This window comes from Streptomyces sp. SYSU D01066-1 (assembly GCF_054956795.1).
In genome coordinates, this window is sequence record NZ_JBUDHV010000024.1 from 80,226 (window position 1) to 100,499 (window position 20,274).

Sequence of the window (20,274 nt, forward strand, 5' to 3'; positions counted from 1 at the left end):
CCCGCGGACAACACGGGAAGCCGGCTGAACCGCGGTGTCAGGCCGCCACTTCATGTGCGTACGGCGGCTCCGCGCCCGCGCGCGAGCAGGTGACCGCCGCGGCGCGGGCCGCGAAGCCGAGGAGGTCCGTCCAGCCGTCGGCTCCCAGGGAGGCCAGCGCATCGGGGGTGAGCGCGTCGCGGGCCGCGAGCCCGTGCAGCAGCGCGGCGTTCACCGTATCGCCCGCGCCGATGGTGTCGACGACGTCGACCTGCTCACCCGGCACCGCGTACACGCTCCCGTCGCGGGTGAAGGCGGTCAGTCCGTCACCGCCCAGGGTGACCACGACCGCCGCCGGGCCCGCCGCCAGCCACTCCTGGGGCGTGCCGCCCAGCCACTCGGCGTCCTCCGCGGACAGTTTCAGCAGCGACACCGAGGGCAGCCAGCTCTTGAACCGGGCCCGGTACCCGTCCGGGTCGGCGATCAGCCCCGCCCGGATGTTCGGGTCCAGGGCCGTGAACAGGCCCCGCGCGGCGGACTCCCGCATCAGCTCCTCGTAGGCGCTCGCGCCCGGCTCCAGCACCAGCGAACAGGTGCCGAAGGAGACCGCCCGGGTACCGGACGGCAGCGCGGCGGGCGTACGGAACAGCCGGTCCGCCGTGCCCTCCACGTAGAAGGAGTACGCGGCTGACCCGCCCGCGCCGACCGTGGCGACGGCGAGTGTCGTCGGTTCGGTCCCGCGCTGCACCGGGGAGACGTCCACCCCGGTCCGCCGGAGCCGGTCCAGCAGCGCCTCGCCGAAGGCGTCGTGCGACACCCGGGAACAGAACGCGACGGGGGAGCCCAGGCGGCCGAGGGCCACGGCGGTGTTGTACGGGCCGCCGCCCAGCGCCGGTGTGAGGGCGGCCAGCGCGCCCGTGGTCTGCGGTACCAGGTCGATCAGTGCCTCACCGGCGACGACGATCACGGTGCGGTCCTTTCCGTAGCCTCGAATGGGTCGGGTGCCTCGGGCGGGGCAGGTGGTTGTGTGGCGGCGGGTCCCTCGGAGGGAGCCGGCGCCCGGGAGGGGTCGGGGCAGCCGCATGAGGCGCGGTGCATGAAGGAGCAGGTCAGCCGTACGGTCCTGGCGGGCAGATCCGGGTGCGACAGGCGGTCCAGGAGCAACCGGACGGCATGCGTGCCCAGCTCCCTGCCGGGTTGGGCGACGGCGGTGAGCCGGGGCGTGAACAGGTCCGCCCAGGCGAAGTCGTCGAAACAGCACAGCGCGATGTCACCGGGCACGGACAGGCCACGGGTGCGCAGGGCGCGCAGCGCGCCGATGGTCATCGCGTTGTTGGCGGTGATCATCGCGGAGGGTGGTGCGGGCAGGGCGAGCAGGCCCTCTGTGGCCCGTTCGGCACCGTCCGACTCCGAGTCGCCGTGCGCCAGCAGCTGTTCGTCGTAGGGCAGGCCGGCTGCCCGGAGGCCGTCGCGGTACCCGGCGATCCGCTCGCGCGTGGTGCTGAAACCGGGCCGGCCGGCCACCAGGGCGATCCGCCGGTGGCCGAGCTCGGCGAGGTGGCGGACCAGCCGGTCCGTCGGTTCCGCGCCGCCGGCGCAGACCTGGTCGAAGCGCGGCGAGGCGCCCGCCGGGACGTCGACGACCCGGTCGAGGAACACGGTCGGCACCCGGTGCCTGCCGAGGTAGGCGACGAGGGCGCCCGGGTCGGCCGAGGGGGCGACGATCACGCCGTCCACGCGGCGCTCGTGCAGGAGCCGGACGACCTCGAGCTCGTGCCCGGGGTCGTCGCGCGGGTCGGCGATGAGCAGGCCGTAGCCCTGCCGCACGGTGGCGGCCTCGACCCCTTGGAGGATCTCGGTGAAGTAGGGATTGCTGATCGCGGAGACCGCGAGCCCGATGGAACGGGTGCGTGCGGTGACCAACGACCGCGCCAGGGCGTTCGGGGCGTACCCCAGCTCCTCGATCGCGTCCAGGACCGCCTGACGGGTGTGGGGCAGTACCGGCCGGGTGCCGTTCAGGACGTGCGAGACGGTGGCGACGGAGACACCGGCGCTCCGCGCCACGTCGGCCATCGTCGCCATCGGCCCGCTCCTTCCCCGGCCTCCCGGCCGTCTCGTGCTCCGCGGGGACCGGACGGACCGTATCCCATCCGGTGGCGGACGTAAACGATTGCGCAAGCGTTTACGCCAGCGCTTACGTCACCGTCCACGCGCACCGCTCAAGCCCGTCACACCACCGGCCCACCCCACCTCAGCGCACCCACCCCACCTCAGCGCACCCACTCCACCTCAGCGCACCCGCCCTGGCCCGCCCCGCCCCGACCTCAGCGCGCGTCGGCACGCTCGGTATCGTCAACATGCCCGTTCCAGACCCGAGCAGGGGAGACACACCCATGTCCGGCCGCCCCGCCCCGAGCCGTCGTACCGTCCTGTGCTCGGCGGCCGCCGTGTCCGTCACCGGGCTGGGCGCGACCGCCTGCGGCCCGGGCGGCGAGAGCGGCGTCGCGGCGGCCCCGACCGCACCCGTCGACCTCGGCGCCGAGGACGAGGTGGTCCGGGGGAGCGTCAAGCTGTACCGGGACCACAACGTGGTGGTCGGCCGGTCCGAGGACGGTTCCCTCACCGCGTACAGCACGGTCTGCACGCACGCGGGGTGCGCCATCGACCGACTGGAGGAGGAGCGGCTCGTCTGTCCCTGCCACGGCAGCGCGTTCGATCCCCGCACCGGCGAGGTGCTGCACGCTCCGGCCACCGTTCCCCTGGAGGAACTGCCGGTCCAGGCCCGTGACGGCCGGATCGTGGCGGGACCCGGCGTCTGAGGCGTCCTTCAACCGCTCGACACGCCTGGCGTGCCACGGCGAGTTCCGCGCGATGCCCCGACGAACCGATACGCCTCCCGCCCGGGACGAGCGCACACGGCCGGCGACCTTCCCGGCCCGTGCCCGTGACACGGCGCGGGCCGAGTACGCGGACGTGTCCGCGCAGGACGCCCGCCGGGCCCGGTGCCGGGATCGCCGCCGACGACCCTGTGCGGGCTGGTCGGCCACCCGCGGTGGGCCGAGCACTCCTGGGTCCATGTGGTGTTCCTGGGAGAAGAGTCCTCAGGCGGCTCGTGGAGGCGACCGCCGACGACCCCGGCCCCGAGGCGTACGGCGGTCGACGTCCCGCTGTCCCGGCGGCTCGCCGGGTACGAGGAGCAGAGTGCCCGCTACCGTGACCTGTGGGCCGGGTGGGACCTGAACACGGGGGCGCGGCGTCCGGTCCGTGACGGCCGTCACGTGGACCTGCGCGGGATCATGCCCCATCCATGGAGGGGACGTCGCGCCACACGGGCACACCGACATCGTGCGCGAACTCCTCGGCGGACGGACCGGTGACGGAGGAGCCGACGGGAGTCGCCGCGGGCCGCTCACGTCCAGTCCCACCCGATACCCACCACCCCGGGCCGTACCCGGGGTTCCACCAGGTGCACCGAGTGGTGCCGGCCGCCGAGGGCGAGGTCGCGCCGTCCGCCGCGCGGGCCCGTCGAGGACGGCCGGGTGAAGCGGTGGCAGCGGGCCGGGAGGGCGGCCGCGTCGAACCGCACCTGGAGCGCGTACTGACCGCCCGCGATGTCGAACAACCGTGCGTACTCGTGGGACGGCTCCGCAGTGCCGTCCTCGACGGCGTACCGGAAGAGGCAGGTGTCGCCGGCCCGCAGCCTGGTGTCGAAGAGCAGTTCGGCCACCAACACCCCCGTGTCGTGGTGCCTGCGGACGCGTCCCGCGCGGCAGTTCTCCAGCGCGTGGACGGTCATCCGCTCCGGCACGCATCCCGGATCACCCTGGTGAACGGCGACGAAGCGGTCGACGCCGTCCCGCAGGGCGCGGACTATGTGGTCCTCCTCGCGTCCCGCCAGTTCGCGGCGGGGCCCGATCCGCACCCGCTCGTGGTGCCCGAGGGTGTCCAGCCCGTCGTCCGCCGGCTGGTCCAGCTCGGCCAGCAGCCGGCCGAGGACAGCGGAGCCCCGTGCTCCGGCCCGCCGCGCCGGCGGGTGCCCGTCGCTCTCGGTGAGAAGCCTGAGCAACGACTCCGCGGGCAACCGCAGGATCTCCTCCAGCGCCCGCACGGCCCGCAGCGACTCCGGGCGCCGGGGCCGCCGCGCGCCCTGCTGCCAGTAGCTCAGGCTGGTGACGCCGACCTTCACCCCGTGCCGCGACAGATGGTGCTGCACCCGCTGCAGCGGTAGCCCCCGGGCGGCGATCGCGGTCCGCAGCGCGAGGTGGAAGGGGCCGCCGCGCAGGGCGGAGTCGAGCTCCGCGGCGGCGGCGTCCGCGTGCTGGATGGCGTGCGGCATGCAGAAGCCTCTCTGTGACGGTGCGCCCCGGCCGCTCGGGCCACCCGGGCGCGGTATCTGCCGGGACCGCCCCCGGCGCGGCGCGGGGCCCCACCCTCCTGTGCCGCGTGCCAGGGCCCCCGAGTTCCCCCGCATTGAAGCGTGTCGGCCGAGTCCCGACAACACTTCCGGCAGGTGGCCCCGGTCCGCCACGGGGACCACGGCACCACCCCCCACGGGGGGCCGGCGGGGCCCGGCGCGGCCGGCGGGCGCGGTCCGGCACGTTATCCACAGGCCCGCCGGTCTGTCGGCCCCCGCCAGTAGGGTGTGAGTCATGGCCGACCCCTCCAGCTACCGCCCCAGTCCGGGGCAGATCCCGGACTCGCCCGGGGTGTACAGGTTCCGTGACGAGCACCGCAGGGTGATCTACGTCGGAAAGGCGAAAAGCCTGCGCCAGCGCCTGGCCAACTACTTCCAGGACCTGGCGAACCTGCACCCCCGCACCCGCTCCATGGTCACCACGGCCGCGTCCGTGGAGTGGACGGTGGTGTCCACGGAGGTCGAGGCGCTCCAGCTGGAGTACTCCTGGATCAAGGAGTACGACCCCCGGTTCAACGTCAAGTACCGCGACGACAAGAGCTACCCCTACCTCGCGGTGACGATGAACGAGGAGTTCCCGCGCGTCCAGGTGATGCGCGGCCACAAGAAGAAGGGCGTGCGCTACTTCGGCCCGTACGGGCACGCCTGGGCGATCCGCGACACGGTCGACCTCCTGCTGCGCGTCTTCCCGGTCCGCACCTGCTCGGCCGGTGTCTTCAAGAACGCCGCCCGCACCGGCCGCCCCTGCCTGCTCGGCTACATCGGCAAGTGCTCGGCGCCCTGTGTGGAGCGGATCTCCGCCGAGGACCACCGGGAGCTGGCCGAGGAGTTCTGCGACTTCATGGCCGGGCGCACGGGCGCCTACCTGCGGCGCCTGGAGCGGCAGATGGCCGACGCCGCCGAGGACATGGAGTACGAGCGGGCGGCCCGCCTGCGCGACGACATCGGAGCCCTGAAGAAGGCCATGGAGAAGAGCGCGGTCGTGCTCGCCGACGCGACCGACGCCGACCTGATCGCCGTCGCCGAGGACGAGCTGGAGGCGGCCGTCCAGATCTTCCACGTGCGCGGCGGACGCGTGCGCGGCCAGCGCGGCTGGGTGACCGACAAGGTCGAGGAGATCACCACCGGCGCCCTCGTCGAGCACGCCCTCCAGCAGCTCTACGGCGAGGAGAAGGGCGACGCCGTCCCCAAGGAGGTCCTGGTCCCGGCCCTGCCCGACCCGGTGGAGCCCGTCCAGCAGTGGCTCACCGACCGCCGCGGCTCGGGCGTGTCACTGCGCGTCCCGCAGCGCGGCGACAAGAAGGCCCTGATGGAGACGGTACGGCGCAACGCCCAGCAGTCGCTGGTCCTGCACAAGACCAAGCGCGCCTCCGACCTGACCACACGCTCGCGCGCCCTGGAGGAGATCGCCGAGGCGCTCGGCCTGGACAGCGCCCCCTTGCGCATCGAGTGCTACGACATCTCGCACCTCCAGGGTGACGACGTGGTGGCCTCTATGGTCGTCTTCGAGGACGGCCTCGCCCGCAAGAGCGAGTACCGCCGCTTCCAGATCAAGGGCCGCGCCGGAGACACGCAGCTGTGGCACGGCCAGGGACAGGACGACGTCCGCTCCATGCACGAGGTGATCACCCGCCGTTTCCGGCGCTACCTCGCGGCGAAGGAGAAGACCGGCGAGTGGGTCGAGGAGCCGGCCGACGACGAGACCCTCCCGGACGGGGAGGCGGTCCGCACCGGTCAGCACCCGCAGGACGACGAGGGCCGCCCCAAGCGCTTCGCCTACCCGCCGCAGCTCGTCGTCGTCGACGGCGGGCAGCCCCAGGTCGCCGCGGCCCAGCGGGCCCTGGACGAGCTGGGCATCGACGACATCGCGGTGTGCGGTCTCGCCAAGCGGCTGGAGGAGGTCTGGGTGCCCGGCGAGGACGACCCGGTGGTCCTGCCCCGCACCAGTGAGGGCCTGTACCTGCTCCAGCGGGTCCGCGACGAGGCCCACCGCTTCGCGATCACCTACCAGCGCACCAAGCGCGCCAAGCGTTTCCGTGCCAGTCCCCTGGACGACGTGCCGGGTCTGGGTGAGACCCGTAAACAGGCACTGGTCAAGCACTTCGGTTCGCTGAGGAAGCTACGGTCGGCGACCGTCGACCAGATCTGTGAAGTACCCGGTGTAGGCCGCAAGACGGCCGAGACCGTCGCGGCGGCACTCGCCGCCGCGGCCCCGGCGGCACCCGCCGTCAACACGGCGACCGGAGAGATCATGGATGACGCGGACGAGACGGCCGGGGCGTCCGAGACGACGGCGGACACCCCGGGGGAGCCCGTGATCGCGGGCCCCGCGGACGAGCGACGGGCGCAAGAGAGATGACCGAGCGGGAAGCACGTCAGGCGGAAAACCCAGCGGAGAGCCAGGCCGCACACAAGAAGACGAGTGATGATCACCCCCAAGAACTCGAACACCTCGCACAGGAAGAGCGCCACGAGCGGGACGAGCACCACGAGCGAGAAAAGCGCCATGAGCACGACGAGCGCGGCGAGCAGCACAAGCACGACGAGCACCACGAGCACCACGAGCCATACGCACGCCAGGAAGACGGAGCACAGGTGAGTACGGGCAGCGAGCCGGCCGGAGTCCCCGAAGCAGCCATCCCCGAGCTGGTGATCATCTCCGGTATGTCCGGGGCCGGCCGGTCGACGGCCGCCAAGTGTCTGGAGGACCTCGGCTGGTTCGTCGTCGACAACCTGCCGCCCGCGCTGATCCCCACCATGGTCGAGCTGGGCGCCCGCTCCCAGGGCAACGTGGCCCGGATCGCGGTCGTCGTCGACGTACGCGGACGCCGGTTCTTCGACAACCTGCGCGAATCGCTGGCCGACCTCGACGCCCGGGGCGTCACCCGGCGCATCGTCTTCCTGGAGTCCTCCGACGACGCCCTGGTGCGCCGCTTCGAGTCGGTGCGCCGCCCGCACCCCCTCCAGGGCGACGGGCGCATCGTCGACGGCATCGTCGCCGAGCGCGAGCTGCTGCGCGAGCTGCGTGGCGACGCCGACCTGGTGATCGACACCTCCAGCCTCAACGTGCACGAGCTGCGCGCCAAGATGGACGCCCAGTTCGCCGGCGAGGAGGAGCCCGAGCTGCGGGCCACCGTCATGTCCTTCGGCTTCAAGTACGGCCTGCCGGTCGACGCCGACCTGGTGGTGGACATGCGGTTCCTGCCCAACCCCCACTGGGTCCCGGAACTGCGCCCCTTCACCGGCCTGAACGAGGAGGTGTCGTCGTACGTGCTCAACCAGCCGGGAGCCAAGGAGTTCCTGGACCGGTACGCCGAACTCCTCCAGCTGGTCGCCGCGGGCTACCGTCGTGAGGGCAAGCGCTATGTGACCATCGCCGTCGGCTGCACCGGCGGCAAGCACCGTTCCGTCGCCATGTCGGAGAAGCTCGCCGCCCGGCTCGTGGCCGAGGGTGTGGAGACGGTGGTCGTGCACCGGGACATGGGACGGGAATGACAGGACGTACTCCGCGGCTGAGCAGGCTGGGCAGACTGGGCCGGGCGGTGCCCGAGGGACGCGGCAGCCGCCCCGCCGAGGCCCGGGGCGGCAAGCCGCGCCGCCGAGGCGCCCAGCCCAAGGTCGTCGCCCTCGGCGGCGGCATGGGCCTGTCCGCCTCGCTCGCCGCGCTGCGCCGGATCACCGGCGCCCTCACCGCCGTCGTCACGGTCGCCGACGACGGCGGCTCCAGCGGCCGGCTCCGCGACGAGCTGGGGGTGCTGCCGCCCGGCGACCTGCGCAAGGCGCTGGCCGCGCTGTGCGGCGACGACGACTGGGGCCAGACCTGGGCCCGGGTCATCCAGCACCGCTTCCAGTCCAAGGGCGACCTGCACGAGCACGCGGTCGGCAACCTGCTGATCGTCGCCCTGTGGGAACAGCTCGGCGACCACGTCATGGCCCTGGACCTGGTCGGCAAGCTGCTCGGCGCGCACGGACGGGTGCTGCCCATGTCCGCCGTGCCGCTGGAGCTCCAGGCCCTGGTCAAGGGCCACGACCCGGACCGTCCCGAGGACGTGGACACCGTCCGGGGACAGGCCACCGTGGCGCTCACGCCCGGCGAGGTGCAGTCGGTGCACCTGGTGCCGGCCGACCCGCCCGCCGTCCCCGAGGCGGTCGACGCGGTCCTCGACGCCGACTGGGTGGTGCTCGGCCCCGGGTCCTGGTTCTCCTCGGTCATCCCGCACCTGCTGGTGCCCGACCTGCTGGACGCGCTCACCGAGACCAAGGCCCGCCGGGTGCTCTCGCTGAACCTCGCCCCGCAGCCCGGAGAAACCGAGGGCTTCTCCCCGCAGCGTCATTTGGAGGTTTTGGGACGACACGCCCCTAAACTCGCCCTGGACGTGGTGCTGGCCGACGAGGCCGCCGTGCCCGACCGTGACTCGCTCACCGAAGCCGCGAAACGGTTCGGCGCCGCGGTCGAGCTGGCTCCGGTCGCCCGGGCCGACGGGACCCCGAGGCACGACCCGGAGCTGCTGGCCGCCGCGTACGACCGTATTTTTCGGATGCATGGAAGGATCGGCCCATGGCGATGACGGCAGCGGTGAAGGACGAGATTGCGCGGCTTCCCGTCACCCGGACCTGCTGCAGGAAGGCGGAGGTCTCCGCTGTCCTGCGGTTCGCCGGCGGCCTTCACCTGGTGAGCGGGCGCATCGTGATCGAGGCGGAGCTGGACACCTCGGCGGCGGCCCGGCGGCTCAAGCGGGACATCCTGGAGATCTTCGGCCACAGTTCGGAACTGATCGTGATGGCCCCGGGCGGACTGCGCCGCGGCTCGCGCTACGTCGTCCGGGTCGTCGCGGGCGGTGACCAGCTGGCCCGGCAGACCGGGCTGGTCGACGGCCGGGGCCGCCCCATCCGGGGCCTGCCCCCGCAGGTGGTCTCGGGGGCCACCTGCGACGCGGAGGCCGCCTGGCGCGGGGCGTTCCTGGCGCACGGCTCGCTCACCGAGCCCGGCCGTTCCTCCTCCCTGGAGGTGACCTGCCCCGGCCCCGAGGCCGCGCTCGCCCTGGTCGGTGCCGCCCGCCGCCTGTCGATCGCCGCCAAGGCCCGCGAGGTGCGCGGCGTGGACCGGGTCGTCGTCCGCGACGGCGACGCGATCGGTGCGCTGCTCACCCGGCTCGGCGCCCACGACTCGGTGCTGGCCTGGGAGGAGCGGCGGATGCGCCGCGAGGTCCGGGCCACCGCCAACCGGCTGGCCAACTTCGACGACGCCAACCTGCGCCGCTCCGCCCGCGCGGCGGTCGCCGCCGGGGCCCGGGTGCAGCGTGCGCTGGAGATCCTCGCCGAGGACGTTCCCGAGCACCTCGCCGCGGCCGGCCGGCTGCGGATGGAGCACAAGCAGGCGTCCCTGGAGGAGCTGGGGGCGCTCGCCGACCCGCCGCTGACCAAGGACGCGGTCGCGGGCCGTATCCGCCGGCTGCTGGCCATGGCCGACAAGCGGGCCGCCGACCTCGGGATCCCGGGTACGGAGGCCAACCTCTCCGAGGACCTCGCGGACAACCTCGCGGGCTGACCGGGCGGCGCGTCAACGGGCCGGCGCGAGGGGGACGCCGCGAGGATCCGGCCGTCGACCACCGGCGGCGGCGCGGGTCCCTGTCACCGGGGGCCCGTCGGCAGCCGTGCCGCCGCCCCAGCAGTACACGCCTTCGGCCGAAGCACCGGGACCGCCGGGACCGCCGGGACCGCACGGCCTGAGCGGACGCCTCCTCCGCCGTGATCGCCCGGCCGGGGGAGGCGCCTCAGCCTGGCCGGGAAGAGGCCCCGTGCCGACTGGGAAGACGCCCCGGCCGGGCCGGGGAAGACGCCCCGGCCGGGCCGGGGAAGACGCCCCGGCCGGGCCGGGGAAGACGCCCTGGCCCGGTCGGGAGAGTTGCCCCGGCCCGGCAGGGGGGAGACGCTCCACCCCGGCCGGGAAAGACGCCCCGCCCCGGCAGGGGAAGACCCACCCGGCCGGGGCCGACCGCCACTCGGGTGGTCGGCGCCGACGGCCGCGTGTCGTGACGGTGCTCTTGACTCGATCAAGGAGTGTCATGAGCCTGGCAACCTGTTCGCCGCTGTGGCGAACCACCGCTAGGGGGGTTCATGAGACAGGGACTACCCGGACGACCCGCACGGCACAGAGCGAGATCGATCCTCGCCGTCGGCGCGCTCCTGGCCGGCGCGGCCGGCTTCGCACCCGTCGCCCAGGCGCAGCAGGCAAAGGCGGCCCCGGCCCCGGACCCGCAGGAAGTGAAGGTCTTCCGTGCCGAGGTGACCCAGCGACAGGTGCCGCTCCTGCTGGCCGCCGGCCAGGACGCCCATGAACTCGGCGAGCGGGTACCCGGCAAGGGCACGGCCTCCGTCGAGCTCTACCTCACCGACCAGCAGGCCGAGAAGCTGGACGAACAGGGCGTCGACCTCACCGAACACACCCTCTCCGCCGGCGCCGAGCAGCGCGTCGAGGCCGCCGCCGACGGGGTCTTCCGCCCGTACGGCGGCAGCGGGGGGCTGAAGGAGGAGATCCTCCGCACCGCCCAGGAGAACCCCGGCCTGACCAAGGTCGTCTCCATCGGCAAGACCGTGAGGGGCCAGGACATCCTCGCGCTGAAGCTCACCAAGGGCGCGAAGAAGTCGAAGGACGGCTCCAAGCCGTCGGTCCTGTACGTGTCCAACCAGCACGCCCGCGAGTGGATCACCCCGGAGATGACCCGGCGGCTGATGCACCACTACCTGGACAGCTACCGGACCGACCGGCGCGTCAAGAAGATCGTCGACTCCACCGAACTGTGGTTCCTGCTCTCGGCCAACCCCGACGGCTACGACCACACCTTCGAGTCCGCCGACAACCGCCTGTGGCGCAAGAACCTGCGCGACGTCAACGGCGACGGCGCCATCAGCACCGGTGACGGCGTCGACCTCAACCGCAACTTCGCCTACAAGTGGGGTTACGACGACGAGGGCTCGTCCCCCAACCCCACCAGCCAGACCTACCGCGGCGCCGGACCGAACTCCGAGCCCGAGACCCAGGCGCTGGACGCCTTCGAGAAGCGGATCGGCTTCACGTACGGCATCAACTACCACTCCGCCGCCGAACTCCTCCTCTACGGCGTCGGCTGGCAGGTCGCCACCGACAGCCCCGACGACGTCCTCTACCGGGCCCTCGCCGGCACGCCCGGCAACTCCGCGATCCCCGGCTACCGGCCCCAGGTCTCCTCGGAGCTGTACACCACCAACGGCGAGGCGGACGGACACGCCGCCAACGTCAACGGCATGGCGATGTTCACCCCCGAGATGTCGACCTGCCAGACCGCCTCGGAGGTCGACCCCGACGACGAGTGGAACGCGGGCGACTGCCAGTCGGTCTTCAACTTCCCGGACGACGAGACGCTGATCCAGCAGGAGTTCGAGAAGAACGTCCCCTTCGCGCTCTCCGTCGCCGAGACCGCCTCCCACCCGGACCGGCCGTCCTCGGCGGTCGGCCTGGAGGCCGCCGACTTCACCCCGAAGGCGTTCACCACCTCCTACTCCCGCGGCGCCGGCCAGGAGGTCGCGGTCGTCGCCCGCAAGTCGGTGCGGGACAAGGAGCTGAGGTACCGCGTCAACGGCGGACGCGCCCACGGCACCGCGCTGCGGCCCTGGAAGGGCGGCGAGACCTACGGCGGCGAGGACGACCTCTACTTCGACGAGTACCGCGCCGAGGTGAAGGACGGCGCACCCGGCGACGAGGTCGAGGTCTGGTTCACCGGCGAGAACAAGCAGGGCAAGCGGGTCACCAGCGAGCCCTTCACCTACACGATCGCCGAACGGCCCCGCGCCGACGTCCTGGTCGTCGCCGAGGAGGGCGCCCGGACCACCCTGGCGCGGACCTACGTGGACGCGCTGGAGGCCAACGGCCACCGGGCCGCCGTGTGGGACGTCGCGGCGCGGGGCGTGCCCGACGCGCTCGGCGTCCTCTCCCACTTCGGCACCGTCGTCCACCACACCGGCGCCGCCACCCCCGGCAACGCCACCCAGCTCCAGCTGCGCGCCTTCCTCAACGAGGGCGGCAAGCTGATCGAGGCGGGCGAAGAGGCCGGCGGCAGCGTCGACCTCGGCGGCGGCAACCTGTCGGACGACTTCAGCCAGTACTACCTGGGCGCCTACACCCGCACCGCCACCTCCGGGGCCGACGCCTTCACCGGCTCCGGCGCGCTCGACGGCACCGGCGGCCCGCTCGGCGCCGCGCCCGGCAACCCGCTGGACCGGGCCGGCACCTACAGCGTGACCTCGGACCAGCTGCCGGCTGAGACGTACCCGCAGTTCGCGAGCGAGGGCGCGGGACGGTTCGCCGGGACGGTCAACCCGTACGGGCCCTACGCGGGCGACTGGATGGCCGCCGCCGTCCACACCGACGACGCCTACAAGCGGCTCACCCGCACCGTCGACCTCACCGCCACCACCGCCGCCCAGGCGCCCACGCTGCGCGCACAGCTGCTGTGGGACACCGAGGAGGGCTACGACAACGTGCTGGTCGAGGCCCGCACGGCGGGCGGCGACGACTGGACGACGCTGGCCGAGGCGGGCGGCGCCACCGGCACCGCGGTGCCGGCGGACTGCTCGGCCGGCTACTACCTGGCCGAGCACCCCTGGCTGGAGCACTACCTGACCCTCACCGACGACGGCTGCGCCGCGACCGGCACCACCGGGTCCTGGAACGCCCTCACCGGCTCCTCCGGCGGCTGGCGCCAGGTCTCCTTCGACCTGAGCGCGTACGCCGGGAAGGACGTCGAGGTGTCGATCAGCTACGTCACCGACCCCGGCACCGGAGGCCGAGGCGTCCTGGCCGACGAGACGTCCCTCGTCGTGGACGGCACGGCGGCCGGGACCGAGGGCTTCGAGACGTCGCTCGGCGCCTGGCGGGTACCCGGACCGCCCGAGGGCAGCCCGGTCGCGCCGCGGGACTGGACGCGTGCCGGAACGCTGTTCCAGACCTACGGCGCCGTCACCACGGACGACACCGTGCTGCTGGGCTTCGGCCTGGAGCACCTGACCTCGGCGGCTGACCGGACGGCGCTGCTCGGCGCGGCACTGGGGGCCCTGGAGGAGTGACGAACCGGTCGATGACGGACTGACGCCTTGTCTTGAAATCAGGTGATCGGTCCCCCGCTCACATGGCGTTCCGCACCCGTGCCGACGGATGCGGAACGCCATGCCGTGGACGGCCCTCTCGATGTCACCCCGGAGCCCTTGGAGAGGTAGGGTCGGAGGCGGTCGGGGACATCCCATACAGCTCGTCGGCGTCGAGCCGCCGACGTACCAACGAGGAGATCGGTTCGTGACGATCCGCGTAGGCATCAACGGCTTTGGCCGCATCGGTCGTAACTACTTCCGCGCGCTGCTGGAGCAGGGTGCGGACATCGAGATCGTGGCTGTCAACGACCTGGGTGACACCGCGACCACCGCTCACCTGCTGAAGTACGACACCATCCTGGGCCGCCTCAAGGCCGAGGTGTCGCACACGGCGGACACCATCACCGTCGACGGCAAAACGATCAAGGTGCTCGCCGAGCGCAACCCCGCCGACATCCCGTGGGGCGAGCTGGGCGTCGACATCGTCATCGAGTCGACCGGCATCTTCACCAAGAAGGCCGACGCCGAGAAGCACATCGCCGGCGGCGCCAAGAAGGTCCTCATCTCGGCTCCGGCCAAGGACGAGGACATCACCATCGTGATGGGCGTCAACCAGGACAAGTACGACCCGGCGAACCACCACGTCATCTCCAACGCCTCCTGCACCACCAACTGCGTGGCGCCGATGGCCAAGGTCCTGGACGAGAACTTCGGCATCGTCAAGGGCCTGATGACGACGGTGCACGCGTACACGAACGACCAGCGCATCCTGGACTTCCCGCACAAGGACCTGCGCCGCGCCCGTGCCGCCGCCGAGAACATCATCCCGACCACCACCGGTGCCGCCAAGGCCACCGCCCTGGTCCTGCCGCAGCTCAAGGGCAAGCTGGACGGCATCGCCATGCGCGTCCCGGTCCCGACCGGCTCGGCCACCGACCTGGTCGTCACCCTCCAGCGCGAGGTCACCAGGGACGAGGTCAACGCCGCGTTCAAGAAGGCCGCCGACGACGGCGACCTCAAGGGCTACCTGACCTACACCGAGGACGAGATCGTCTCCTCGGACATCGTCAGCGACCCGTCGTCCTGCACCTTCGACGCCTCCCTGACCATGGTCCAGGAGGGCAGCACGGTGAAGATCCTCGGCTGGTACGACAACGAGTGGGGCTACTCCAACCGCCTCGTCGACCTGACGGTCTTCGTCGGCAACCAGCTCTGACCCACTGAGCAGGCATTCTCGACGCGCCGGCAGGGCTCGGACGGTGTGCGCGCCGTCCGGGCCCTGACGCGCGTCCGGTACGACCCGCCCTCGTAGGATCACGAGCGATCACCAGCCCCAGGAGTTGCCGCATGAAGACGATCGACGAACTGCTCTCCGAAGGCGTCGCGGGCAAGCGCGTCTTCGTCCGCGCCGACCTGAACGTGCCGCTGGACGGCACCACCATCACCGACGACGGCCGCATCCGCGCCGTGCTGCCCACCGTCAAGGCCCTGGCCGAGGCGGGCGCGCGCGTGGTCGTCGCCTCGCACCTGGGCCGCCCCAAGGGCGCCCCGGACCCCGCCTTCTCCCTCGCCCCCGCCGCCGCCCGCCTCGGTGAGCTGCTCGGCGCCGACGTGGCCTTCGCCGAGGACACCGTCGGCACCGCCGCCGAATCGGTCGTCTCCGGCCTCGCCGACGGGCAGGTCGCGGTCATCGAGAACCTGCGCTTCAACGCCGGCGAGACCAGCAAGGACGACGCCGAGCGCGCCGCCTTCGCCGACCGGCTCGCCGGCCTCGCGGACGTGTACGTCGGTGACGGCTTCGGCGCCGTGCACCGCAAGCACGCCTCCGTCTTCGACCTGCCGAAGAAGCTCCCGCACTACGCCGGGTACCTCATCGCCACCGAGGTCGGCGTCCTGAAGAAGCTCACCGACGACGTGCGGCGCCCCTACGTCGTCGCGCTCGGCGGCGCCAAGGTTTCCGACAAGCTCGCCGTCATCGACCAGCTGCTCGGCAAGGCCGACCGGCTGCTCATCGGCGGCGGCATGGCGTACACCTTCCTCAAGGCCAAGGGGTACGAGGTCGGCATCTCCCTCCTCCAGGAGGACCAGGTCCCGGCCGTCCAGGAGTACATCGAGCGCGCCGAGAAGAACGGCGTGGAGCTGGTGCTCCCCGTCGACGTGCTGGTGTCGACCGAGTTCCCGGACCTGAAGACCAAGGCCCCGGCCAGCCCCACCACCGTCGCCGCGGACGCCATCCCCGCCGACCAGGAGGGCCTGGACATCGGTCCCGAGACCCGCAAGCTGTACGCCTCGAAGCTCGCCGACGCGGCCACCGTCTTCTGGAACGGCCCCATGGGCGTCTTCGAGCACCCCGACTACGCCGAGGGCACCAAGGCGGTCGCCCAGGCCCTCGTCGACGCCCCGGGCTTCTCCGTGGTCGGCGGCGGCGACTCCGCCGCGGCCGTCCGCACGCTCGGCTTCGACGAAAAGGCATTTGGACACATCTCGACCGGTGGCGGCGCCTCCCTCGAATACCTCGAGGGCAAGACGCTCCCCGGCCTCGCCGCACTGGAGGACTGACCCCGCATGACCACTCGCACGCCGCTGATGGCGGGCAACTGGAAGATGAACCTCAACCACCTGGAGGCCATCGCCCACGTCCAGAAGCTCGCCTTCGCCCTCGCGGACAAGGACTACGAGGCCGTCGAGGTCGCCGTCCTGCCGCCCTTCACCGACCTGCGCTCGGTGCAGACCCTGGTCGACGGGGACAAGCTCAGGATCAAGTACGGCGCCCAGGACATCTCGGCGCACGACGGCGGTGCCTACACCGGCGAGATCTCCGGCCCGATGCTCGCCAAGCTGAAGTGCACGTACGTCGCGATCGGCCACAGCGAGCGGCGGCAGTACCACGCCGAGACCGACGAGCAGGTGAACGCCAAGGCCAAGGCCGCCTACAAGCACGGCCTGACCCCGATCCTGTGCGTCGGCGAGGAACTGGAGGTCCGCGAGGCGGGCAACCACGTCGCCCACACCCTCGCCCAGGTCGAGGGCGGTCTCAAGGACCTCCCGGCCGAGCAGGCCGAGTCCATCGTGATCGCCTACGAGCCCGTGTGGGCCATCGGCACCGGCAAGGTCTGCGGCGCCGAGGACGCGCAGGAGGTCTGCGCGGCGATCCGCGGCAAGCTGGCCGAGCTGTACTCGCAGGAGCTGGCCGACCGGGTCCGCATCCAGTACGGCGGCTCGGTCAAGTCGGGCAACGTCGCCGAGATCATGGCGCAGGCCGACATCGACGGCGCCCTGGTCGGCGGGGCCTCGCTGGACGCCGACGAGTTCGTCAAGATCGTCCGCTTCCGCGACCAGTGAGTACCTGGTAGGCGGGATCCGTCGTACCCTTGCGGGGGCACAGCCCGGTGGCTGTGCCCCTGTCGTCCATCCGAATCCGAGGAAGTTGGTCCAGCCGTGGTTTTGGGGTTCTCGATCGCCCTGATCGTCTTCAGCCTGCTGCTGATGCTGCTGGTGCTGATGCACAAGGGGAAGGGCGGCGGCCTCTCCGACATGTTCGGTGGCGGCATGCAGTCGTCCGTCGGCGGCTCCTCGGTCGCCGAGCGCAACCTCGACCGGATCACCGTGGTGGTCGGTCTGCTCTGGTTCGCGTGCATCATCGTCCTCGCCCTCCTGATGAAGGCGAACAACTGACCCGGACGCGTCCGCGGTACACACTTCGCGGTTCCTCACGCAACGGCCCCATGTCCGGTACGCGTTCCTGAGCGCGGCCTATCATGGGGCTTGCGTCTTGATGGGCTCGCGTCTTGGTGCGGGGCCGGTAACTCCCCTCACTGGACGCGCGTTGGGCCTTACGTAGACTGAGGCGCTCGCAGCGAAGCGAAACGCCGACTCGCTTTGCGGCACCATCACGCAGGGAGTTACGACCGTGGCAAGTGGCAACGCGATCCGGGGAAGCCGGGTCGGAGCGGGGCCGATGGGCGAGGCCGAGCGCGGCGAGTCCGCGCCGCGTCTGCGCATCTCCTTCTGGTGCTCCAACGGGCACGAGACACAGCCGAGCTTCGCCAGCGACGCGCAGGTGCCCGACACGTGGGACTGCCCCCGCTGCGGCTTCCCCGCCGGACAGGACCGGGACAACCCGCCGGACCCACCGCGCACCGAGCCCTACAAGACCCACCTGGCGTACGTGCGCGAACGCCGCAGCGACGCCGACGGCGAGGCGATCCTCGCCGAGGCGCTCGCCAAACTGCGGGGCGAGATCTAGGAGTCGACACCGGCCGGGTACCCACGAGGTGCCCGGCCGGGTTTGTTCCGCGTCTCGGCCCGGACGCCGCTCGCGGTCCGTTGTCAGTGGTGCCGTCTACGGTTTGCGCATCGGACGGATCGTGGGGGGACGGGCATGACGGCGGTCGAGGCGGCGGGCGAGTGCGCGCCCGCGTGGCGCGGGGGGTTCGGGCGGCTGTGGAGCGCCGCGGTGCTCTCCTCCTTCGGCGACGCGCTGCGCACGGCCGCGCTGCCCCTGCTGGCCGTGTCGCTGACCGACGAGCCCCTGCTCATCGCCTCGGTCACCGCCTGCGGCTATCTGCCCTGGCTGATCTTCGGGTTGCTCGGCGGCGCGGTCGCCGACCGGGTGGACCAGCGGCGCGCCATGTGGGCCGTCGACGCGGTACGCGCACTGGCGGTCGCGGGCTTCGCGGTGGCCGTGGGACTCGGCCACGCCTCCATCGCGCTGCTCATCGCCCTGGCCCTCGCCCTGACCACCCTTCAGACCCTCTTCGACAACGCGGCCACGGCCCTGCTGCCCGCCCTGGTGGGCCCCGACGAGCTGGGCGGTGCCAACGCCCGTCTGCTGACCGGGCAGCGCATCGCCGGCGGACTGCTGGGCGGCCCGGTCGTCGCGCTGCTGCTCACGGTGGGAGTCGCCGCGCCCTTCGCCGTCGACGCCGCCACCTTCCTGGCCGCGGCCGGGCTGGTGGCCTCGCTGCGGACGGCCACGCCCCGGCCGCGGGAGGCCGCAGCGGCCGGCAGCACCCTGCGCCGGGAGATGGCCGAGGGGCTGCGCGCCCTCGCCCGGGACCGGCTGTTGCGCGGACTGTGCGCCGCCACCGCCCTGTGCAACGTCGGCATGGGCGCCCTCATCGCGACCCTCGTCCTGCTGGTCACCGGCCGGCTCGACGCGGGTACGACCGGGTACGCGGCGGTGATCACCGCGTACACCGTCGGCTCGCTGGCCGGGGGAGCGGCCCATCGCCGACTGGTCACCCGTACGGGGTATGCGCGCGGGATGCTCCTCGCCGGGACCGTCCAGACCGGGGCGCTCGTCGTGATGGGCTCGGTGCGCAGCCTGCCCGTGCTGGCGGTGGCGCTGGCCGTGTTCGGGTTCATGGGCATGGTGTGGAACATCAGTTCGCAGACGCTGATGCAGCGGCGCAGTCCCGCCGGGATGCTGGGCCGGGTCGGCGCGGCCTTCCGGACCCTGGGCGTGGCCGGGGCACCGCTGGGCGCGCTGCTGGGCGGGGCCGTCGCCGCCGCCTGGGGCGAGAACACCCCGGCGCTGCTCGCCGCCGCCTGCTTCGTCCTGTCCGTCGCCGCGCTGATACCCGGGCTCCACGTCGACGACAGGTCAGGTCAACCCCTGATCAATTAGGTTGGGACCGGCAGCGGGGCAAGTCGCGGCAGGGATACGCAGCAGGGACTGGCAGGAAAGAAGGCGGAAGTCCGAAATGAACGCAGACAGCCGTACCAGGCTCAACCAGACACCCGAATGGACCGCACTGGCCAAGCACCGCGAGGAGCTGGGCGACACGCACCTGCGGGAGCTGTTCGCCACAGACCCCGGACGCGGCACCGGGTACACCCTCCGGGTGGGTGATCTGTACGTCGACTACTCCAAGAATCTGGTCACCGACGAGACGCTGCGGCTGCTGCGGGAGCTGGCCGCAGCCACCGACGTCTTCGGCCTGCGGGACGCCATGTTCCGCGGCGAGAGGATCAACGTCACCGAGGACCGCGCGGTGCTGCACACCGCCCTGCGCGCCCCCGCGGACGCGACGATCCTGGTCGACGGGGAGAACGTCGTGCCCGGCGTGCACGCCGTGCTGGACAAGATGGCCGGCTTCGCCGAGCGGGTGCGCTCCGGCCAGTGGACGGGCCACACCGGCAAGCGCATCCGCACCGTGGTCAACATCGGCATCGGCGGCTCCGACCTGGGCCCGGCGATGGCCTGTGAGGCGCTGCGCGCCTTCACCGACCGCGACCTGACCGTGCGCTTCGTCTCCAACGTGGACGGCGCGGACCTGCACGAGGCGGTCCGCGACCTGGACCCGGCCCAGACGCTGTTCGTCATCGCCTCCAAGACGTTCACCACGATCGAGACGATCACCAACGCCACCTCCGCCCGCGCCTGGCTGCTGGACGCCCTCGGCGCGGACGAGTCGGCCGTCGCCAAGCACTTCGTCGCCCTGTCGACCAACGCCGGGAAGGTCGCCGACTTCGGCATCGACACGGCCAACATGTTCGAGTTCTGGGACTGGGTCGGCGGACGCTACTCCTTCGACTCCGCGATCGGCCTGTCCCTGATGATCGCGATCGGCCCGGACCGCTTCCGGGAGCTGCTCGACGGCTTCCGCATCGTCGACGAGCACTTCCGCACCGCCCCGGCGCAGGCCAACGCCCCGCTGCTGCTGGGCCTGCTGGGCATCTGGTACGGCAACTTCATGGACGCCCAGTCGCACGCGGTGCTGCCCTACTCCCACTACCTGTCGAAGTTCACCGCC

At 72.2% G+C, this 20,274-nt stretch carries 17 protein-coding genes; 14 read left to right on the plus strand and 3 right to left on the minus strand.

From position 1 onward, the window contains the following. Positions 1-37: 37 nt before the first annotated feature. Together ACY1JF_RS21460 and ACY1JF_RS21465 are read right to left on the minus strand one after the other, a co-directional pair. Entirely contained in the window at positions 38-946 is a 909-nt protein-coding gene (locus ACY1JF_RS21460) for a carbohydrate kinase family protein (RefSeq protein WP_462706804.1), read from the minus strand. Then, positions 943-2,061 carry a LacI family DNA-binding transcriptional regulator gene (locus ACY1JF_RS21465; protein ID WP_462706805.1) on the minus strand — a complete coding sequence of 373 codons (1,119 nt, stop codon included), beginning with the start codon at positions 2,059-2,061 and terminating at the stop codon, positions 943-945. The genes ACY1JF_RS21460 and ACY1JF_RS21465 overlap by 4 nt, the downstream gene beginning before the upstream one ends. 311 nt (positions 2,062-2,372) lie before the next feature. On the opposite strand from ACY1JF_RS21465, the gene ACY1JF_RS21470 reads away from it, so the two are divergent. Together ACY1JF_RS21470 and ACY1JF_RS21475 are read left to right on the plus strand one after the other, a co-directional pair. Continuing rightward, positions 2,373-2,798, plus strand: a complete 426-nt coding sequence (locus ACY1JF_RS21470) for a Rieske (2Fe-2S) protein (protein WP_462706806.1) — start codon at positions 2,373-2,375, stop codon at positions 2,796-2,798. 258 nt (positions 2,799-3,056) lie between these two features. Then, positions 3,057-3,356, plus strand: coding sequence for a hypothetical protein (locus ACY1JF_RS21475; RefSeq protein ID WP_462706820.1), 300 nt, complete (start codon positions 3,057-3,059; stop codon positions 3,354-3,356). A 32-nt stretch (positions 3,357-3,388) separates the two neighbouring features. Here ACY1JF_RS21475 and ACY1JF_RS21480 read toward each other — a convergent pair whose 3' ends face one another. Further along, a complete protein-coding gene (locus tag ACY1JF_RS21480; protein WP_462706807.1) occupies positions 3,389-4,315 on the minus strand; it encodes a hypothetical protein in 927 nt (308 codons plus the stop codon). Between the two features lie 313 nt (positions 4,316-4,628). Here ACY1JF_RS21480 and uvrC point away from each other — a divergent pair, with 313 nt between their 5' ends. From uvrC to pgi, 12 genes are all read left to right on the plus strand, one after another. After that, the gene (gene uvrC / locus ACY1JF_RS21485; protein ID WP_462706808.1) at positions 4,629-6,752 is read left to right on the plus strand and encodes an excinuclease ABC subunit UvrC; all 2,124 of its coding nucleotides are present in this window, start codon (positions 4,629-4,631) and stop codon (positions 6,750-6,752) included. Next, positions 6,749-7,888, plus strand: coding sequence for an RNase adapter RapZ (gene rapZ, locus ACY1JF_RS21490; protein WP_462706809.1), 1,140 nt, complete (start codon positions 6,749-6,751; stop codon positions 7,886-7,888). The genes uvrC and rapZ overlap by 4 nt, the downstream gene beginning before the upstream one ends. Continuing rightward, the gene (locus tag ACY1JF_RS21495; RefSeq protein WP_462706810.1) at positions 7,885-8,961 is read left to right on the plus strand and encodes a gluconeogenesis factor YvcK family protein; all 1,077 of its coding nucleotides are present in this window, start codon (positions 7,885-7,887) and stop codon (positions 8,959-8,961) included. The genes rapZ and ACY1JF_RS21495 overlap by 4 nt, the downstream gene beginning before the upstream one ends. Further along, a complete protein-coding gene (whiA, locus tag ACY1JF_RS21500; RefSeq protein ID WP_462706811.1) occupies positions 8,952-9,941 on the plus strand; it encodes a DNA-binding protein WhiA in 990 nt (329 codons plus the stop codon). The genes ACY1JF_RS21495 and whiA overlap by 10 nt, the downstream gene beginning before the upstream one ends. 569 nt (positions 9,942-10,510) lie before the next feature. Next, the gene (locus ACY1JF_RS21505) at positions 10,511-13,495 is read left to right on the plus strand and encodes a M14 family metallopeptidase (RefSeq protein WP_462706812.1); all 2,985 of its coding nucleotides are present in this window, start codon (positions 10,511-10,513) and stop codon (positions 13,493-13,495) included. Positions 13,496-13,721: 226 nt separating this feature from the next. Further along, positions 13,722-14,732 carry a type I glyceraldehyde-3-phosphate dehydrogenase gene (gap, locus tag ACY1JF_RS21510; RefSeq protein WP_462706813.1) on the plus strand — a complete coding sequence of 337 codons (1,011 nt, stop codon included), beginning with the start codon at positions 13,722-13,724 and terminating at the stop codon, positions 14,730-14,732. Positions 14,733-14,863: 131 nt separating this feature from the next. Further along, positions 14,864-16,075 (plus strand): phosphoglycerate kinase, encoded by a 1,212-nt coding sequence (locus ACY1JF_RS21515; protein WP_462706814.1) that lies wholly within the window; start codon positions 14,864-14,866, stop codon positions 16,073-16,075. Between the two features lie 6 nt (positions 16,076-16,081). Beyond that, complete coding sequence (gene tpiA, locus ACY1JF_RS21520) at positions 16,082-16,858, plus strand: triose-phosphate isomerase (protein WP_462706815.1); 777 nt, start codon at positions 16,082-16,084, stop codon at positions 16,856-16,858. A 96-nt stretch (positions 16,859-16,954) separates the two neighbouring features. Further along, positions 16,955-17,191, plus strand: a complete 237-nt coding sequence (gene secG, locus ACY1JF_RS21525; protein ID WP_437088382.1) for a preprotein translocase subunit SecG — start codon at positions 16,955-16,957, stop codon at positions 17,189-17,191. 235 nt (positions 17,192-17,426) lie between these two features. Beyond that, positions 17,427-17,762: an RNA polymerase-binding protein RbpA gene (locus ACY1JF_RS21530; protein WP_003957010.1), complete on the plus strand. Its 336-nt coding sequence runs from the start codon at positions 17,427-17,429 to the stop codon at positions 17,760-17,762. A 135-nt stretch (positions 17,763-17,897) separates the two neighbouring features. Next, complete coding sequence (locus ACY1JF_RS21535; protein WP_462706816.1) at positions 17,898-19,145, plus strand: MFS transporter; 1,248 nt, start codon at positions 17,898-17,900, stop codon at positions 19,143-19,145. A 76-nt stretch (positions 19,146-19,221) separates the two neighbouring features. Then, positions 19,222-20,274 (plus strand): glucose-6-phosphate isomerase (pgi, locus tag ACY1JF_RS21540; protein WP_462706817.1); only part of this gene is annotated, 1,053 nt, incomplete at its 3' end.

What these genes read in the sequence shown, in the direction of transcription:
- ACY1JF_RS21465 (WP_462706805.1), bottom strand. Translation starts at nt 2,061, where the DNA reads ATGGCGACGATGGCCGACGTGGCGCGGAGCGCCGGTGTCTCCGTCGCC.
- ACY1JF_RS21470 (WP_462706806.1), top strand. Translation starts at nt 2,373, where the DNA reads ATGTCCGGCCGCCCCGCCCCGAGCCGTCGTACCGTCCTGTGCTCGGCG.
- ACY1JF_RS21480 (WP_462706807.1), bottom strand. Translation starts at nt 4,315, where the DNA reads ATGCCGCACGCCATCCAGCACGCGGACGCCGCCGCCGCGGAGCTCGAC.
- uvrC (WP_462706808.1), top strand. Translation starts at nt 4,629, where the DNA reads ATGGCCGACCCCTCCAGCTACCGCCCCAGTCCGGGGCAGATCCCGGAC.
- rapZ (WP_462706809.1), top strand. Translation starts at nt 6,749, where the DNA reads ATGACCGAGCGGGAAGCACGTCAGGCGGAAAACCCAGCGGAGAGCCAG.
- ACY1JF_RS21495 (WP_462706810.1), top strand. Translation starts at nt 7,885, where the DNA reads ATGACAGGACGTACTCCGCGGCTGAGCAGGCTGGGCAGACTGGGCCGG.
- whiA (WP_462706811.1), top strand. Translation starts at nt 8,952, where the DNA reads ATGGCGATGACGGCAGCGGTGAAGGACGAGATTGCGCGGCTTCCCGTC.
- ACY1JF_RS21505 (WP_462706812.1), top strand. Translation starts at nt 10,511, where the DNA reads ATGAGACAGGGACTACCCGGACGACCCGCACGGCACAGAGCGAGATCG.
- ACY1JF_RS21515 (WP_462706814.1), top strand. Translation starts at nt 14,864, where the DNA reads ATGAAGACGATCGACGAACTGCTCTCCGAAGGCGTCGCGGGCAAGCGC.
- tpiA (WP_462706815.1), top strand. Translation starts at nt 16,082, where the DNA reads ATGACCACTCGCACGCCGCTGATGGCGGGCAACTGGAAGATGAACCTC.
- ACY1JF_RS21535 (WP_462706816.1), top strand. Translation starts at nt 17,898, where the DNA reads ATGACGGCGGTCGAGGCGGCGGGCGAGTGCGCGCCCGCGTGGCGCGGG.